We start from the raw sequence: 18,090 nt of genomic DNA, 5'->3' as shown, positions 1-18,090 counted from the left end.
GGCTGATGCTGGCCTCCTCGACGATGGACCGGCACCCGACCTATATGGAGAAGACGCGCCATCAAGACGGCGTCAGCCTTCATGTTGGCTAGAGTGAGTTCCGGGACGTTGCGGTTCTTAGGCGCGACCTGGGCGTGACAGGTGCAAGGAGATTACGTTGGACTACACGCCCAAGCATTCGGCCCCATCCGAGCGCTTGGCTCGCAAGGACTTCGCAGCGGATCGCGATCGCAGAAGTGAGTTCGACGCGATCGGCGAAGTCTGTAGACGATATAAACCGACCGGTCACGAACACGTGCTAACTCTGGAAGCAAATCGGAGACTGACCGTGACGAACCTACCCATCAGCGATCACATGTATCGTCTCATGGTTGAAGCTGTGACCGATTATGCGATCTACATGCTTGATCCGAACGGTGTGGTTCAAAGCTGGAACAGGGGGGCTCGGCTAGCCAAGGGTTACGACGCCGATGAGATTGTGGGCCGTAGCTTCGCTTTATTTTACTCAGAAAAGGAGCGCCTCAGATCCATCCCTGAGCTGAACCTGCAGCATGCCCGCGACCACGGCCGATTTACTGAAGATGGCTGGCGATTACGGAAGGACGGAACCAAGTTTTGGGCGAATGTCGTGATCGACGCGATCCACGATGAGAACAGAGGCCTTGTTGGCTTCACGAAAATTACCCGCGATTTGACGGCCCAACGGGAGACCGAGCTTCAGCTTGCCCATCAAGCGGGGCATGATGCCCTGACAGGCCTGTTCAATCGCTCCAAATTCCTCGAGCGCCTCGATGATGAAGTACCGCAGCTCATTTACGGTGCGCGGTTAGCGGTCCACTACATCGATCTCGATCGGTTCAAGCCCGTCAATGATGCTTTCGGTCATGCCGTTGGGGATCAGGTTTTGCGCACGATCGGTGAACGCCTCCAGGCCGTCATCCCGATTGGCAGCATTGTCGCCAGGTTGGGCGGTGACGAGTTCGCTGTTTTGCAGTTTGGCTCACCGACCATTGAGGATGCGTCAGAACTGAGTTGCCGGATTGTCCAGACGCTGTCCGAACCCATTTCTGTTCGCAACGCCATAGTAGTCGTTGGAGCCAGCGTCGGGGTGGCGCACGCGCCGATCCACGGCTGCGAGGCAGCAGAACTCCTGCGAAATTCGGATCTTGCTCTTTATGCCGCCAAACAGAATGGGCGAGGGCGGTTTGAGATCTACGACCCCAGCATGAATGCCCAGGCGCTCTCGCGTGGGGTCATGGAGTTAAAGCTTCGCCAAGCCCTGAAGCTGCACGACTTCGAGCTTCACTATCAGCCAGTCGTCGATGCGCGCACGCTGGTTGTCGTCGGATATGAGGCCCTGTTGCGTTGGCAGGACCAAACCGGCAAGCAGGTGTCGCCCGCACACTTCATCCCGCTAGCGGAAGAGCTTGGTCTCATGCCGGAACTCGGCGCCTGGGTCCTTCGGACCGCTTGCCGCGACGCCTCCTCTTGGCCTACCGAGCTCGTTGTTGCCGTTAATGTGTCGGCCATGCAGTTGCGGGACCGGGGTTTTGTAGAAGTTGTCAAGGCGACATTGGCTGCAACGCGTTTGCCAGCGTGTCGGTTGGAACTGGAAGTCACTGAAACCGCCGTCTTAGCGGATCCTACCCTGGCAAATGAGATCCTGTCCGAGCTGCGCGACTTGGGTGTTGGAATTGCGCTCGATGATTTTGGGACTGGCTTCTCGTCGCTGCGCATGGTGAAGGAGCTACCCCTTACCCGTATCAAGATCGACCGTAGTTTCGTGTCGGGAATCAATGAGACGAGCAAATCCACCAGTGTCATACGCTCGATCATTACGCTTTGCGAAGCCTATGGCTTGTCGACGACTGCCGAGGGGGTTGAGACGGCACAACAGCTGACTGAGCTGCAGCGTCAGAACTGCGACCATCTCCAAGGCTTTTTACTCGGCCGGGCACAGCCCGATGCTTTTTGGCGGAGTTTCAGAAAGGAGCAAGAACGCGGTGGGGCGGAGCAGGCTCTCCTGCGGTGAGAAAGAGGACCGAGCCACTACCCCTCTATCGCTGATCGCACAGCTGCTATTTCCGGGCCGCTGCTACCTCGCTCGAAAAACTCTTCCACAGTCATGCGCGTTTGTGTGCCTCCTGACGAAAGGTTGGCGCGATGGAGGACGGCTGTGATGGCACCCGATTGGCTACGCTCCACCATCCAGTCATCGCCGTTGGAGGAACGATAGACAGTCAGCGTTTCCACGCTCTCTGCTGCCGTGTCTACAATCTTGGAATTCCGCTTAAGCTCAGCCTCGGTGGCGGCTTGATCGAAGCCATCCATCCAGTCCATCCATTCATTTGAGTTCACATCGTAGGGATTGCCGCGTCTATCCTTACCTTCGTCGTGCGCCGCCTGGCCCTCGCGATGCTGAGGCGTCATTCGTCATCTCCCAACCCATCTGTCTGCGACAAGATGGCATGGCGCTGTGCATGGTCTACGATGTTTCTCTCAGGAAAAGATTCGGCAGCTAAAAGACCGCCAGGGTGTTTAGCTGCTCATCTGAGAAGTCTGAGCATCGTTGTTCGGCGCGCGGAACCGAACCCCAGCACCACCACCATTGCCATCGATAAACTCGATCCCTGCATCCTCTAGCACTGAGCGAACCGCAGCATTCTCACGTTCCCGAAGCTTGGTAGAGCCACGCTCGAATTGGCGAATGTCATAGGTTTTGACGCCTGAGCGACGGGATAGCTTGGATGCAGGCCAATCGATCAAGCCCCGTGCAGCACGGCATTGAGCCGGCGAGATCATATTGGTTCCTCTTGCGTTTGAGCGTTGAGCCGAGCAACGTATCAGGCTCGCTGCTTCAGGTACTCCGACAACGCGGTCTGGCGCCCTTCCCAGAAGTCGTTCATGAGAGCTTGGATTTGTCGGGCGCGGTCTCGCCATACCGGCGTTCGAAACGCAGCCGGCTCCCGCACTACGACATCATCGACCGCTGTTCTCACTAACCGACACCCCAGCACCTCCAGCCCCAAGGCGAAGTCCTCGGACGAGAGATTTTCCGACACGGGATAGTGAGCGATGTTGCTCTCCCGGACCGGGTGCAACTTGCCTTTGAGGACGATCGGGATGAAGCCCGGTGAGGTTTGGCAGATCCGAAGAACCATACGGTTCTCTGGATCGTCAAAGAACGCCGAGGTCATGCGTCGTCAGCTTGCAATTCTGTCAGCGAGGCGCGGATGCGGCATTTCAATCCGTCGCTGGCATAGTCGAGCTCGACCGAGCCCCCAGTTGACCCTGACAGCCCCATTTCGATCAGTCGGCTTCCAAAGCCTTTTCGGGTCGGGGGAGAGGCCGGAGGACCATTGACCTCCCGCCAGCTGAGAGCGAGCGTCGGAAGCTTCGTGGTCTCGTCGATATCCACTACCCAAGCGACATGGACGCGTCCCTCCGGCACGGAGAGCGCACCATACTTCACTGCGTTGGTGGCGAGTTCGTGCATGATAAGGGCGAGTGTCAATGCCGCCTTGGGACCGATATCGAGGCTTGGCCCCCGCAGCACAATGCGTTCATCCGGATCGTGCAAGGCAACGGCGCTGCGAATGATGGCGTCGATCGAACCCGCATCGGTCTGCCCCGACAGCAGGATGTCGTGCGCCTTGGACAGCGTCTGGATGCGTTTGGTCAGGCTGTCACGAGCCGTTGTCATGTCCGGTGCGTTGCGCAGGGTCTGCGTCGCGATCGATTGCACGACGGCCAGTGTGTTCTTCAGCCGGTGAGCCAGTTCGTGGTTGAGAACGGTCTGCCGCTGTTCGGCTGCGACCCGCTGGGACACGTCCCGAACAGCACCGATAAAGTGCTGCGCGCCCTTCGAGCCGGCGACCTGCCCTTGCACGTTTACCCACCGCACTTGCCGATCGTCGAGGCCGATCGTGCGGAACTGAAGATCAAACGGAGCACCTTCCATCGCAGCGGCAAGGGCAGCATCGAACGCAGCCCGGTCTTCGGGATGGAGAGTCGACAGCTTCTCAGCTTGGCCAACGAGATGACCGGTCGCCACGCCAAAAGCGGCGCGAGCACGCTCGTCCCAGGTCAGGCTACCAGTCGCCAAATCGACGTCGAAGATCCCCACCTCGCCAGACGCGATAGCCAAACGCTGCCGCTCCTCACTGGTTTTCAGGTTCACTTCGGCCCTTCGCCTCTCCACCGTGTCGCGAGTACGGTTGGCGGCGCTCTGAATGAACGCCACTTCTTCGGCGGTCCATGGCTGGACCCGGTCGTCGTTTACATAAAAAACCGCGACCGTTCGCCCGTTCTCGACGATCGGATGATTTATCAGCGAGCGCACGCCAACCCGCTCAAGAGGGCCGGTGTTGAATGATGTTCTAGGATCCAGGCGGATGTCGGGGATGACAACGGTACGGCCTCGTCGCAGATTCTCTGCATATCCACCGTAGTCATCTATTCGGTACGTGCCGGCAAGGCTGGGATAGCCGTCCGCTGTCCAATCCGACGGGACGGTGAAGGTTTCGCCATCATCGGCAACGGTGCCATAGCCCACGCGCCCGACACCGAGTGCCTTCCCGATGATCCGAGCGGCGGCGCCGGGCATCGCATCTGGATCGTCGAGGTCCGCCAGGGTTTCGCTGAGTTCCAAAAGGGCTTTGCTGCGAACTTCGGATCGAACGCGCTCGGTGACCTCGACAAAGATGACGCTGAACCGGTCCCCCGCGACAGGCTGGCAGGTTCCATCATACCATCGGCTGAGCGTATCGACCTTGCGCGTGAACCGGATGGCTTGGCCGGTTTCGACGACCTGTGCGAACTCGTTGACCCATGCGTCCTCGACGCCAGGGATGAGGTCGCGAACCGTCCGACCGACTACTGTCGATGGTTCGATGCCCACCAGCTTGCCCCAGGCGTTGTTGACCTCCTCATAGCGCCAGTCGACGACACGCCCGGAGGCGTCTCGCTGCACCTTGCCCAGGATGAACCCCTCCTCGAGGTTCTCGAACAGGCCACGCCACTTCTCCTCGCTCTCAGCGAGGGCTTGGATGTCATGCCTGCGTTGGGACACGTCGTTGAATAGGACGGCGACTTGCCCGTCAGATCGATCACCGACCGGGTAAGCATAAACTTCGTACCAACGACCACCGAGCTCGTTGGCGAACTGCTCGAACCGCTCGGCTTTGCCGCTTCTGGAGATGCGTCCGTAGATTTCGAACCAGTAGGCCTCGTGTCCTGGAGCCAGCGACTTCATCCATTGACCGACAACGCCCTGCAGGCCGGTTTGGCGCTCGAAAGCCGGGTTCACCTCCAGAAAACGGTAATCGATCGGATGGCCGTCATCGTCAAAGCGCAGGTCGAGAATGCAGAACCCTTCGTCGATCGCGTCGTAGAGCGAACGGTAACGCCGCTCGCTGGCTTCCAGCGCTTCCCCTGCAAGCCTTTGTTCCGTCCGGTCGCGGAGCACTTTGACGAAGCCCGTATGCTCACCGGCTTCGTCAAGAAGCGGCATCATTTCGCCGGACGCCCAGAAACATGAGCCGTCCTTATGCAGATGCCAACGCTCGTCGATCCCACGTCCCGTTTGAAGAGACGCCATCATTTCCCGGTCGATCTGTCCTTTGAGACGGTCCTCGGGCGTGAAGAACGCCTCGGCCGATCGGCCGATCATTTCTGCCCGCGTCCAGCCAAGGATCTGTTCGGCGCCGGTGTTCCAGTCCGTAATAATCCCATCGCGATCGGTCACGATGATCGCGAACTCGGTAATGCTTTGGATGATCTGACGATTGCGCAACTCGCGCCCATCGGTCGGCCGAAGATCAGTCATCTCAGTCTCACGTCCGCTCACGCATCGAACCCGGATTGTCTTGTGCACGATGGGCTTGGTGAATGAGCGTTCCCGAGAGAAATTTCAACGTGATAATCGAACCTGATTGTCTAAATGCGGACCTTCTCCAAGGCGCCAAGAATCTGGCTCGATAGGAACGGCTTACAGACAAAGCCAACGGGTCGCCATTCTGCGGCCATGGCTCGGTTCTCTTCCGTCAGTCGACCGCTGACGAAAAGCGACGCGACATTGTGCTCGTCGCGGAGACGTTGCGCTGTCTTTATGCCGTTGGAGCCATCGGCAAGATCGACGTCCATGATAGCAACGTCGAACGGTACATGAGCCTCAGCCAAAGTGAGCGCAGTGGTCATGCTGTTGGCGATACCAACGACCTCATGATGAGCGTCCTGCAGAATATCCTGCAGATCCAACGCGATGAGAGGTTCATCCTCGACGATCAGAACCCTCAGAACTCGCATGCTTTTGGCCCTTCATCATCTGCCAGCTAGCGTCAAGAAGCTAGGTCGCTGACCGCACAGACCGCTAAAGCGATCTGATGACAGGCCGTTCCCGGTGAGATGACAGAATGGCAATCTTGAGCATACCCAACCCGATGCCGGTCGTTTTCTCTCAATTGCGTTTGACAGCTTGGACGGTCAATTCAAGGCGTATAGTCGAAAGTTTGCAAAACACTAGCGGCGCAACGTTTCTGCGGCCTCGCACTTTAGTGACAGCCCCATCTGGCTGACAAGGACATACGTTTATGGCGATCAACATGATCGGATCGGCACCTATCGGCGCAGCCGCCGTTCGTCGGGATCGATCAAACGGGTTCCTTGTCAGCGCCGTGGTGCTGACCCTTGCCGTCCCCGTATTCGCCTGGACGTTGTGGGCAGCTCACTCGCGCTCGGCGTCGAGCGACGCTCAGGCAGCGTTAAACGGATCGCTCTCCGAACTTCTGGCAACCGTTACGACCGCGCAAAGCAGCATGCGGGGATACGTCCTGTCCGGCACCGATGCGTTCCTGAGCCCGTACCGACAGGCGGTGGCCGACTTCCCCGCCAACTTGGACGCCGTCACGCAGACCTTGGCAACCGCTCGCGCGGACGGCGAGCAAATCGAGGTCGCCGAGGACAGCGCCCAGCAGGCCATGGACTTCTTCCAGACCGTCGTGACGACGCGGACGGAAACGGGGTTCGATGCCGCATCAGGCTTGGTGACGGGCGGGGTCGGTCGGCAGTTCATGGCCGACCTTCGAGGGACGACGCAAGAATTGAAAACTGCCTCCGCCGCCATCATCGCGGACAACACACGCTTCGAGCGGTTCCTGACATGGCTCCAGCTCGGGGTCTTCGTGCCAGCCATCGCGGCCGCGGCATATCTGGCAATGTTGGCATCGCGTCGTCAACGCCAGCTCCGGGCCGGGGCCGATCTTCTCAGCGACCTCATGGACGCCGCACCCGTCGGCACGGCCTTCTTCGGCTCGGACCGCAAGCTGCTCAGGGCGAACGCGGAGTTCGCGCAGATCGTGTCCGCCAACGCCGCCACGTCACCTGGTCGCTGGCTCCTGCCCGTCATCGAACGCGTCCTGGCAAACAGGCAGACCCACACTGACCGCGAGTTCGTCTTCGGCGACGCGAATGAGCGTCGCGCGGTGGTGTCGGCCTTCCCGACCCGCGCAGCCACCAAGGGCACCGGCGGCGTCGGCGTGTTCGTGATGGAAACCACGGAACTGCATCGGACCGCCAGCGAACTCGACGAGACCAGCCATCGCCTGACGGCCATAGCCGACAACATCCCGCAGCTTGGCTGGATGGCCCAGCCTTCCGGCGAGATCGTCTGGCACAATCGTCGCTGGTTCGACTACACCGGGACGACGCCGGAGCACATGGCTGCCGAGGGGTGGTCGTCCATCATCGAGCCCGCGCATGCCGAACGGGTCGACGAAGGCTACCGCTCCGCGATCGCCTCCGGCGAACCCTGGGAAGACACGTTCCCCCTACGGGCAGTCGACGGGACGTTTCGTTGGTTCCTGACGCAGGCCGTTCCGATCCGGGACGTGGATGGGGCGATCCTTCGCTGGTTCGGCACCAACACCGACGTGACCAAACAAAGAGCCCTGGAGGAGGAGTTCCTGGCCGCCAAGGAAGTGGCCGAGAACGCCAATCGTGCCAAGTCGCAGTTCATCGCCAACATGAGCCACGAGCTGCGCACCCCGCTGTCGGCCGTGATCGGCTACGCCGAGATGCTGGAGGAAGAGGTCGAGGATCTTGGCCAGACCCATCTCCTGCCGGACCTCAAGAAGATCGAAGGCAATGCGCGTCACCTTCTCAGCCTGATCAACGACGTCCTCGACCTCTCCAAGATCGAGGCCGAGCGCATGGATCTCTACGCCGAGACCTTCGACCTCGCGACGGTTCTGGAGGAGGTCGGATCGACGGTGGGCTCTCTGATCGCCAAGAAGGACAACCGTCTCGTCATCGAGCACGTCGGGACGCTGGGGGAGATGCACAGCGACCAGGTTAAAATCCGGCAGTGCCTCCTGAACCTCCTTTCGAACGCCTCCAAGTTCACCGAGAACGGGACGATCACGCTTTCCGCACATCGCTCGTCGGATGGCTCGCGGGACTGGATCTCGCTGGCTGTCACCGACAGCGGCATCGGGATGACGCCCGAGCAGGTCGAGCGCCTGTTCGAGCGCTTCGCGCAAGCCGACGAAACGACGACCCGCAAGTTCGGCGGTACGGGCCTTGGGCTTGCCATCACCCGCGCCTTCTGCCGCCTGCTCGGTGGGGATATCGGTGTCGCCAGTGTCGAGGGAGAAGGCACGACCTTCACGATCCAAATCCCAGCAGTTGCGGAGGAGGAAGGCCAGGACGAGCCGATCGCGCCGACCGGCGGCGATGCGACGGTGCCTGGTCCTGCGGGAACTGTGCTGGCGATCGACGACGACCCCCATGCCCGCGACCTGGTCACGCGGTTCCTCACGAAGGAGGGTTTCGCAGTGCGTACCGCGTCTGACGGCGTCGCGGGCTTGGAGATGGCGCGTGCCATCGTCCCCGACGTCATCCTCCTCGACGTCACCATGCCGAAGAAGGACGGATGGTCCGTGCTCGCCGAGCTGAAGGCCGATCCGCGACTTTCCACCGTCCCGGTCGTCATGGTCTCCAGCCTCGACGAGAAGCGGATCGGCTACGCGCTGGGTGCCTCCGACTATCTCGTGAAACCCGTTGATTGGGATCGGTTGAAGGATGTCATGGATCGATACCGGGAGCCTCCGGGCGCCCTCGTCCTCGCCATCGACGACGATGAAGACACGCTCGGCCGCTACGCGTCGATGCTGCAACGGCTCGGCTTCGAGTTCGCCTCTGCCACCAACGGGCGGCTGGGTCTCCAGCGTGTCGCTGAACGCCGCCCGGCTCTGATCCTGCTCGACCTCAACATGCCCGTCATGGACGGCTTCGACTTCCTGAAGGAGCTCCGCGCCCAAGCAGAATGGGCGGACATCCCGGTGGTCGTCCTGTCGTCTAAGGACTTAACGACGGACGAGCGGCATGCTCTGAGCACTGCTGCTGACCAAATCCTTTCCAAATCGGAAGTTTCGCTCCGACAGTTGGCCGAACGGATGCGGGAAGCGATGACGTCCCTGAACGGGTCAGCTCCAGGGCATTGATGGTTTTTGCTGAATTTCAAATTCTAGTCAACCCGACTTGCTCATCAGATAGGTTTGCCATGACCTGCGGCTGCATGTTGCTCCTGCGGAGCTAATTATCATAAAGAGAATTTACAGTAATATTCGAATAGTTTTCTCATAATATATTGGTATATTAATCATTGTTGAAGAAATAATTTGTTTTATGTTGAAAACAGATTTGCCTTTTCGGAGTTGATCGACTAACACGAGGAATTAAAATATATAAAAATTCATTATTACGATTCATTTCGTGCGTGAACGTCTCAGGAGTATTGTTTATCCTCTTAATTATAAATAAAACTGCATATGGAAGCGGACGAAATTTAGGAATCTTGTCTAAAATACAACTCTTCGGGGTTTAAACTATTTATGGTTGATAAATAACTTATTGGAAAGCATGGCGAGAGGTCTTTCCCTAAGCATTGCATTCGAGTTTGGATTTTAACGTCCGAACGAACATTTTTGGCGATAAGGAACGCACGATAGACCTCACTCGGCGAGTTGATCATGCGTTTCTCTCTTCGAACCCGGCTCGCCTTGAGCTTTGGTGCCGTTCTTGTCCTTACCAGCAGCGTCGGTGTGGTTGGGATGCGGTCACTGGCTGCCAACGCCGAACACTTCGAGCAGTTTGCTAATCGACCGTTTCAGCAAGTTCAGGCGATCGGCAACTTATCGACCGAATTCGAGCGGGTTCGTCGTATTCTGCGTACGGATATAACGACACCGGTTGCGGACCGGGCGACATTGAAAACCGAGTACGAGGCGACATGGACGCGGATCATTCAGGAGACCGAGGTCTATATCAACTCAGTGCAAAGCGCCGCCGGGAAAGCTGAGATCGCCGATTTCAAACCGACAGTCGAGTCCCTGAAGGCGGTCTCGGACGACGCGTTTGCCTTGGTCGCAGCTGTGGATATTGATGCGCTTTCCAATCCCAGTGGGCAAACAGCCTTTCAAACAGCAATCGCTTTTCTTCAAAACCAACAAAAGCCAGCGGCCGTCGCTCTCGGTGAGCGCCTCAATCAGCTGACAAAGCGCTCTCAGGACCGTGCTGTCGCTTTCGTCAACGAAGCACGAGCGGACTACGAGACGACTCGTAATCAACTCATATCCATGATCGCAGCGGCAGTTGCGGTTGGCGCTGGCCTTGCGATCTGGATGGCGATGTCTCTTATGAGAGGCGTACGCCAAATCGAAGAGAATGTCGATCGAATGGCCTCCGGGGATTTGTCCCAGCGGATTGTCCATTCACGGCGTGACGAGATCGGTGATCTTCTGGATCATCTTTGCCAGATGCGCCTGCGTTTGGTCACCATCGTTCATAGCGTTCGCACGTCCGCCTCTCAAGTTGCGGGGGGATCTTCGCAATCAGCTATGACGGCGGACCAACTCTCGTCGGGTTCGACGGAGCAGGCCGCAGCGTCCGAACAAGCTTCAGCTGCTGTCGAAGAGATGACGGCTAACGTGCGTCAGAACTCCGACAACGCCACTCAGACTGAGAAAATTGCCGTCCAAGCCTCACACAGTGCTGAGAAGAGCGGCGTCGCCGTATCGGAGGCGGTGGAAGCGATGCGAACCATTGCCGAACGGATTCGAGTCGTGCAGGAAATCGCTCGTCAGACCGATCTTCTCGCACTGAACGCAGCAATTGAAGCCGCACGAGCCGGTAGCCATGGCAAGGGGTTTGCCGTTGTTGCCTCCGAAGTGCGTAAGCTTGCCGAGCGGTCCCAGCATGCAGCCCTCGAGATCGGGGAACTGTCAGCCAAAACATTGGCCTCTTCAGAAGAAGCAGGACATATGCTCGACGTCCTTGTCCCTGACATCCGGCGCACGGCTGAACTTGTGTCGGAGATTTCGGCTGCTTGCCGAGAGCAATCGATCGGCATCGAGCAGATCAATCAGGCCATTCAGCAGCTCGATCAGGTCACGCAAACCAATGCTGCGTCTGCCAACGAAATGGCTGCCACTGCCGGCGAGCTATCGGCAGAAGCGGGTGTTCTCAGCGAGCGGACCGCATTTTTCACTCTGAACGATGCGGAAACCGGTTCGGCCGTGCAGCCATCGCCCCGAGCTTCTACCAACTACGTTTCACCACCCGACGATGTAGCGTCCAGCAATGCCACTTTTAGCAGAACCATAAATCGCCAGAACAAACAGACGGGGTTGCACTACTCCGATCGTAAAGAATCAAAACCAATTTCTAACGGCTTTGAGATGATGCTTGAAGATAACAGTTTTGAACGCCTAAGTGCATAAGAATAAATGAGATAGGAGAATTCGCTTGAACGATGAAAAAATACGAAATCCGCTTGGTCTTATTATCGGAAGCTGGCATAGGCATGCATAGGATCGCGGCCCTGCAAGCGTACTATGCCGAGAAGGCATTTCAGGTGACGAGTTTTATGCTCCCTGCAGGACCCTACGAAGGTTTTCGTGAATGGACGACCCATTATGGCTCCCATCTTATAAGACATATTCCAAGCCGCTACGTGATCCATTTGGAGGAGGAAGGTTGCCGGACCATAATCAAAAACTCGGAATTGCGGGAGTTTGAACTCGATGTGACGGCAGCCGTTTCCGAAGGGTTTCTGAAGCTGAAGTGACTTCGGTCTTCAAAGGAATTGCCGGTGGGTGTTGAACTAGCGCGGCAGAGATATCCAAGCGTCCCGGGCGTTGAGCGGCCGCGGGTCGCCGAACGTGCTCGGGGTGCTGCGTCGGGCGGGATGTCCGGTCAGACAAACGCCTCCTCAACGGTCACGACATCGAGCTTTGAACGCAGCGCACTGACCGCGATGCGATGGACGGGTTCGGTCGGCGCGGTGCAGAGATCGGCGACCACGCGTCGCTGGAAACTCTCGGCTACCGCGGACATCGCGGTGAACACGACGCAGTTCTGTGTCATCATTCCGCAGATCAGCAATTCACTGTCCACGTCCAGATGCTTGGCAAGTTCGGTGTCCTGGAAGGCATCGGCATAACGCTTCGTGATAATCGGCGCGTCAGCGGCCGCTGCGAGGATCGCCGGACGCAGGGCAGTGCCTGGTGCGCCGTCTGCGAAAAGCCCCGTTCGGTCTTTCGAAACGTGTTGGACAAGCACGACCTTGTCGCCGCCCGATCGCGCTTGGGCGATTGCCGCAATGATGCGTGCTTCCGTTTCTGCTGCCTGCCAGAGCGGCAAGGCACCTCCTGAAAAGTAGTCGTTCTGGATGTCGATCACGAGAAAAGTGCGAGGCATGGTAGGCTCCTTGGCTTGTCGTGGCGGACCTTAGCCTCGCCAATCGTCCTCGAACGAGTGTCCCGGTGGCCATTCTTCTGCTAGATCGGGCCAATGCGCATTGCCGTTATCGCTTACGACCGCATCAGCCCCTTCATGCTGTCGACGCCGCTCGCGGTGTTCGCAGAACCATTCCTCCGATCTGAGTATCGGGTCGATGTGTGCTCCAGTGCGCTACGTCTTTCCGCCAGCGGCGGCCTGACCATCGAAGCGAACCTGTCGCTTGAAGCGACGCACGATGCCGACATCGTCATCCTACCGGGTTGGCGGGACGCGGACGAACCCGTTTCCGCCGACATCGTGGCCGCACTGCTGGCCGCTCATGCGCACGGCGCGATCGTGGTCGGCTTGTGCCTGGGTGCGTTCGGGTTGGCTGAGGCCGGTCTGCTCGATGGGCGGCGGGCGACGACGCATTGGTCGCGTACTCAGACCCTTACGGCACGCTACCCAAGCGTCACCGTGGATGCCGGCGCGCTCTTCGTCGATGAAGGTCAGGTCATAACCTCTGCGGGCATCGCCTCGGGCGTCGACTGCTGCCTTCATCTTGTTGCCCGGATGTCCGGGACGGGCGAAGCCAACCGGGTCGCCCGCCATCTCGTGGTGGCCCCGCAACGAGCCGGCACCCAACCTCAGTTGATCGAGAGTCCCACTCTCGGATCCTCGGCCAACCGGCGCGCTACCCAATTGCTCGAAGAGGTGCGTGCGGACCCGATGCTCGCCCCCTCGCTCGATGCGCTCGCCGAGAAGGCGGGTATGAGTCGACGCAGCCTCACGCGGCATATCCGGGCGCGAACCGGGGGCAATCTTGGGACGTGGTTGAAACATGCGCGCTTGGCGCGGGCGCAGGAGATTTTGGCAGCGGGCGCCCGCGGGTTCGACGACGTGGCCATACGCAGCGGCTTCCCCAACGCCCATGCCCTGCGCGCAGCCTTCCGCTCCGAACTTCATCTGACGCCAACGCAATGGCTCGCGCGGCAAAGGCTGGGTTAGCTGATCCCAACTGCCAAGCCAACACGAACGACGCCGTTTGTTCGTTCAAAGCGAGATCGCTTGACGCCTATCCGGCAAGCCGCCTCACGTGGGTATCTCCGTACGTACAAGCGGTCCCCTTGCGCGTACGCTTCGCTTCGTACAGGGCGGCGTCGGCTCTGCGGAGGATCCCCTCGCGTTCGGGCGGTCTCGACCGAACCAAGCGACGCCGACCGTCCCTGACATCCTTGCCATTTGTCCGGACACCTCTGTGACTATGTCCAAGTCGCTAAGCGACCGATGGATTAGTCGGTGGACCTGCCAACAGTTCGGGGCACGGGACAGGATGGCCACGAACTTGTCTCCCTCAAGGCGCGGGGCGAAACATTCTTCGAATTGCTCGCTTTGTAGCCTGTGTCCACTTGGCGCAGATCATCGTCTCCGGCTGTATGGCCTAAGGGGTCGATTCCGCACTTGAAGACGTCAATGTCGTAAAATGCGGCTCCGGCCTCCGCCCCTAGGTGCCGCGTTTCAAGCACTGACAGCCTGTCGATGACGCTCGGGGATATCGACCTTCTAACCGATAGGTTACAGCTTCTCCTCCGAGCGCTCATGGCGTCTGCTCCCTACAGACGCGGCCTGCCTTAGTTTATCTTTGTTCCATTCGAGGAAGGAATCGATTGGCATGGGTCTGGCGAAGAGGTAGCCCTGGAACGAGGGACACCCAAGTTCGAGCAATGCATCGTATTGACGCTCGTCCTCTACACCCTCCGCGATGCAGGCCATGCCCATGCGGTCGCAAAGCGCGAAGATGCCCGCCAACATCTCGCGACCGCCGGGCTTGTCGAGGTCGACGATGAACCCCCTGTCGATCTTGACCTTATCGATCGGCAGGCGCCGGAGGTACTCAAGGCTTGAGTAGCCCGTACCGAAGTCGTCGAGGGCGATTAGGGCTCCAACCGCTCTCAACATCGCGATAGACGTCTCGGCTGCCTCCAAGTCGTGCAAGAGGGAAGTCTCGGTCAGTTCGAAGATAAGACTGCCGGGATAGACCGAAGACCTTCGGATCATGGTGAGCAGGCTGAGCATCGTTTTCGGGCTGGCGAGGTCGTGGGCCGAAAGATTGAAGGAGAGCCTCACACCTGGCGGCAGGCTTTCGGCGCACTCCAGGGCTTTGGCGAACAGCACGAGCGTCATGCGGTGGATCGCGCCGGTTCGCTCGGCGATGGGAATGAATACAGCCGGCGACACGGTTCCGAGCTGAGGGCTGGTCCAGCGCGCGAGTGCCTCGACCGCAAGAGCGCCAGCCTCGGCGCCTTCCACGATAGGTTGGACGACGACCTCAAGCTCCCGCTCGAGGTCGGCGGCCTGGAGTGCCGCCTCGATCTGCCGGTCGTCCCGAACGCGCTGCGCATGCTCCGCCGAATAGACGGTCACTGTTCCTCGGCGGTCCCGCTTGCTAGCGTACAGTGCATAGTCCGCCGCGTCGTACAGACTCCCCTCGCTGCGCGGTTCGCGACCCATGGCAATTCCGCACGACGCTCCCAGGGCCACGGTAGCGACCTGAAGGACGAATGGCCGCGTGAGTTCGCTGCAAGCCTCCTCGGCCAGCGCCTTGACCATCGCGGCGTCCGCATCGAGGATGAAGGCGAACTCGTCACCGCCGAGCCGGACCATCACTGCTTCCGCGGGAAACACATCCAACAGGCGCTTGGCAACCTGCTGAAGCAGCTCGTCGCCCGCCGCATGACCGTAGCTATCGTTGACTGCCTTGAAGCGGTCGAGGTCGAGCACGCCGACGGATAGCTTGAGACAGGAGAGGATGTCGCGGGGTGCTGCCGCACGGCGCTCGAGCTCGGCAAAAAAGTGCCGGCGGTTCGGTAGCCCGGTGAGATGGTCGGACAGTGATAGAGCGGTCACGGCGCCGTTAAGCCGAACCCGCTCGGCGAAGCTCCGGTGATTGTTGAATAGAACGCGCATCATCACTAGTGTAACGAGGAGGATATTAACGGCAATAGCGGCGTAGACTGGGTCACCGAGCGATGCGTAATAGACGAGATAGGGTATTGTCACAGTGACAGTGGTCGATACCGCCGCTTGAGGAAGCGGGAAGAGGCAGAAGATACACCCGATCACCGTGATCGCGATGTAGATAGCAATGTGGGCCTCTTCGGCACTCCCGCCATAATGCGTGAGCATGAGGGCCCATGCCACGAAGGTCAAAGCGATGGCGACGCCCAACACGACCGTGCGTTGCAGGTAGGCGATCGCCAGATCGGGCGAGATGTTCGACGTCGGGCGCAGGTGCCATGTTACCAAGCGGAGGATGCCGACACTGATCAGCGCACCTGGAATCCAAACCGTCAGCCAAGTCGGTGCCAATTCGTAGTGGGTATAAGCGGCGGCTGCGGTGTTGACTGCGAGCAGCACGTACAGCATCGGAACTTGCTGGCGAAGCTCGGCGAACTGGGCGACGGCCAGTTCTGGCTCAAGTGTTCGCAGCTTCATCCATTCGATCATGTTCGACACTCCGTCCCGACACTCAAGCCGGACGGGCGAGACCGTATCAGGATGATGTGAACGCAGCCTTCAGCCCCACGGTTAAAATACTTTTGCGAATATGACGGTGACGGGCACAGTTTAGCAAAACCGAAATTACGGAGAACGGTGTTCCGCCCAAGATGCAGGTGTAGGCTGGCGAAGGGTTAACTTCGGCATTGCCCAGCATTAGGTTGTTCATCGGCGCGACCACCTGTCCCGCGACGATCGGATCGAACATCTCTGCCTCAACGTCATACGACGGAACTCATGGGGGCCGAAGATGCTGGTACGAACCCCTCGAGGGGGGCCCTACCGCGAAACCTCGACAAGCGCGGATACAATGGCCCTGAGCCCGGGGCGGTTGTCAGCGTTCTCGAGCGTCTCGCCTAGTTGCTCTTCGGCGCCCTTCGCCTCGCTAGGGTCGCCGACTACGAGCCGGAAGCGGCTGTGATGTGGAGAGCGAAGCCCCCGGAACCTTCCACTGACTAGCCAAGCTTGTGGCTTGACGACAAGTGCGGCGCGCGATTCTACAGGCGTGGCAGCGTGTCGCCTCACTCGCCCGCGCCCATCATGCCACCGGTTTCGCCCGAACGAGTGTCTGCAGTCGAATCACGTTGGCGTCCTCGCGATCGTCCTTCCTGCCCGGCTTGCCAAAATTGTCGTCGATAACCTGATCTCGCCCCTCCTCCTTCGCCCGGTAAAGCGCCATGTCCGCGCGTTTGATGGCGCAGTCGAGGTCCTCTTGCCCCACTCTCATGGCGACCCCAACGCTTGTGGTGAAGGCAATAAGCTTCCCCCCCACCACCGACGGCCGCTCCTTCGCCGCCCTGCGAATGGTATCGGCAAGAGCTGTCGCCTCGCCGAGCGACGGGCGGGAGCTGGCGATCAGGAACTCCTCGCCACCAAGGCGCACCACGAGGTCGTCGGCGGCGACGGCTCGAGTCATGCGGCCAGCGAAGTCGCGCAGGACCTCATCGCCGCCGTCGTGCCCGAAGCGGTCGTTCACGAGCTTAAAGTTGTCGAGATCGACGAGTAGGAGGCTACGCACGTTTGCGCCCTTGGTCATCGCGTCGGCCAGCCCTGAACGGTTGAGGACACCAGTCAGAAGATCACGATGTGCGGTGCGCAGGACTGTGCGGTAGTCGCGCTCGCCCAACATGGCGATGACGGCGAGTGTGAACACGATCGTTACGACGTGGTCAGTCAGTAGAAACAACGAGTCTCCTACCACTGCGGTAAACCAGATGCCCTGGAAGAGGCTGACGGCCAGGACGGCAGCGACGTTCAAGGTGACAGCATACGCCGAGATGCTGCGCGGACCGAAAACGCCAAGGCGCCGCCGGAACACATAGACGACTTGTGCGAAGGCAATGGCGCAATAGGCCAGCAAGGCGCCGCGCTCGCCCAGCGCCCAATCACCCATCAGTTCGCCGACGACGAAGCAGGTGCTGATGGGGACGAGCGGCAGCGTCGTCAGCCGACGGTTTATCGGTCGCTTGCCGTCGAAGAGACGGAACCCTGCCCACAAAAGTATGTCCGCGGCCTTAAGACACGAAAGCCCGGCGCTGCTCCAGAGCGGTGTGCTCGGGGCAAAGGGAAACAGCGAGTTCACCAAGCCGTAGAGAAGCAGCCCGCCGCCCCAGTATGTGAGGCAGGCGTCTTTTCGCTGGTTCAACCACAGCGACATGCAGGTTAGACCGCAGGCTAGGTTGACCAGCGCGTCGGTGAAGTGAAGGGTAGCGTTATCCATGCTGATCCTCGGTCAGGCGTTCACTGCACGGACCG

At 59.5% G+C, this 18,090-nt stretch carries 13 protein-coding genes; 5 read left to right on the top strand and 8 right to left on the bottom strand.

All coding sequences use genetic code 11. The features are described 5' to 3' along the window. Positions 1–157 precede the first annotated feature (157 nt). Positions 158–2,032 (top strand): putative bifunctional diguanylate cyclase/phosphodiesterase, encoded by a 1,875-nt coding sequence (locus AUL32_RS23245; protein ID WP_156421594.1) that lies wholly within the window; start codon positions 158–160, stop codon positions 2,030–2,032. A 17-nt stretch (positions 2,033–2,049) separates the two neighbouring features. Here AUL32_RS23245 and AUL32_RS23240 read toward each other — a convergent pair whose 3' ends face one another. The 4 genes from AUL32_RS23240 to AUL32_RS23225 all read right to left on the bottom strand — a co-directional run bounded on the left by AUL32_RS23240 (position 2,050) and on the right by AUL32_RS23225 (position 6,306). Further along, positions 2,050–2,430, bottom strand: a complete 381-nt coding sequence (locus tag AUL32_RS23240; protein WP_062120667.1) for a hypothetical protein — start codon at positions 2,428–2,430, stop codon at positions 2,050–2,052. Positions 2,431–2,843: 413 nt separating this feature from the next. Beyond that, the gene (locus AUL32_RS23235) at positions 2,844–3,197 is read right to left on the bottom strand and encodes a hypothetical protein (protein WP_062120664.1); all 354 of its coding nucleotides are present in this window, start codon (positions 3,195–3,197) and stop codon (positions 2,844–2,846) included. Then, positions 3,194–5,827: a PAS domain S-box protein gene (locus AUL32_RS23230; RefSeq protein WP_062120661.1), complete on the bottom strand. Its 2,634-nt coding sequence runs from the start codon at positions 5,825–5,827 to the stop codon at positions 3,194–3,196. Before AUL32_RS23230 ends, AUL32_RS23235 begins: the two co-directional genes overlap by 4 nt. A gap of 110 nt (positions 5,828–5,937) precedes the next feature. After that, on the bottom strand, positions 5,938–6,306 hold the full coding sequence (locus AUL32_RS23225; protein WP_061979045.1) for a response regulator: 369 nt from the start codon (positions 6,304–6,306) through the stop codon (positions 5,938–5,940). A 284-nt stretch (positions 6,307–6,590) separates the two neighbouring features. Here AUL32_RS23225 and AUL32_RS23220 point away from each other — a divergent pair, with 284 nt between their 5' ends. The 3 genes from AUL32_RS23220 to AUL32_RS23210 all read left to right on the top strand — a co-directional run bounded on the left by AUL32_RS23220 (position 6,591) and on the right by AUL32_RS23210 (position 12,124). Then, positions 6,591–9,500 carry a response regulator gene (locus tag AUL32_RS23220; protein WP_082640087.1) on the top strand — a complete coding sequence of 970 codons (2,910 nt, stop codon included), beginning with the start codon at positions 6,591–6,593 and terminating at the stop codon, positions 9,498–9,500. Between the two features lie 528 nt (positions 9,501–10,028). Beyond that, the gene (locus tag AUL32_RS23215) at positions 10,029–11,777 is read left to right on the top strand and encodes a methyl-accepting chemotaxis protein (protein ID WP_062120658.1); all 1,749 of its coding nucleotides are present in this window, start codon (positions 10,029–10,031) and stop codon (positions 11,775–11,777) included. A 32-nt stretch (positions 11,778–11,809) separates the two neighbouring features. After that, positions 11,810–12,124 carry a hypothetical protein gene (locus tag AUL32_RS23210; RefSeq protein WP_061979042.1) on the top strand — a complete coding sequence of 105 codons (315 nt, stop codon included), beginning with the start codon at positions 11,810–11,812 and terminating at the stop codon, positions 12,122–12,124. 128 nt (positions 12,125–12,252) lie between these two features. On the opposite strand, the gene AUL32_RS23205 is transcribed toward AUL32_RS23210, so the two are convergent. Then, positions 12,253–12,756 carry a cysteine hydrolase family protein gene (locus AUL32_RS23205; protein WP_062120655.1) on the bottom strand — a complete coding sequence of 168 codons (504 nt, stop codon included), beginning with the start codon at positions 12,754–12,756 and terminating at the stop codon, positions 12,253–12,255. A 93-nt stretch (positions 12,757–12,849) separates the two neighbouring features. Here AUL32_RS23205 and AUL32_RS23200 point away from each other — a divergent pair, with 93 nt between their 5' ends. Continuing rightward, positions 12,850–13,785, top strand: coding sequence for a GlxA family transcriptional regulator (locus AUL32_RS23200; protein WP_062120652.1), 936 nt, complete (start codon positions 12,850–12,852; stop codon positions 13,783–13,785). 567 nt (positions 13,786–14,352) lie between these two features. Here the strand turns inward: AUL32_RS23200 and AUL32_RS23195 are convergent. The 3 genes from AUL32_RS23195 to AUL32_RS23190 form a co-directional block, all read right to left on the bottom strand. Next, positions 14,353–16,284, bottom strand: a complete 1,932-nt coding sequence (locus tag AUL32_RS23195) for a putative bifunctional diguanylate cyclase/phosphodiesterase (RefSeq protein ID WP_062120649.1) — start codon at positions 16,282–16,284, stop codon at positions 14,353–14,355. Between the two features lie 46 nt (positions 16,285–16,330). After that, positions 16,331–16,543: a hypothetical protein gene (locus AUL32_RS25400; protein WP_156421593.1), complete on the bottom strand. Its 213-nt coding sequence runs from the start codon at positions 16,541–16,543 to the stop codon at positions 16,331–16,333. A 330-nt stretch (positions 16,544–16,873) separates the two neighbouring features. Beyond that, on the bottom strand, positions 16,874–18,055 hold the full coding sequence (locus AUL32_RS23190; protein WP_062120646.1) for a GGDEF domain-containing protein: 1,182 nt from the start codon (positions 18,053–18,055) through the stop codon (positions 16,874–16,876). Positions 18,056–18,090: the final 35 nt, after the last annotated feature.

Source organism: Aureimonas sp. AU40 (assembly GCF_001463785.1).
Classification (GTDB): Bacteria; Pseudomonadota; Alphaproteobacteria; order Rhizobiales; family Rhizobiaceae; genus Aureimonas.
The sequence above is the reverse complement of the archived record's forward strand: the minus strand, read 5'-3'. Positions and strand labels throughout refer to the sequence as shown.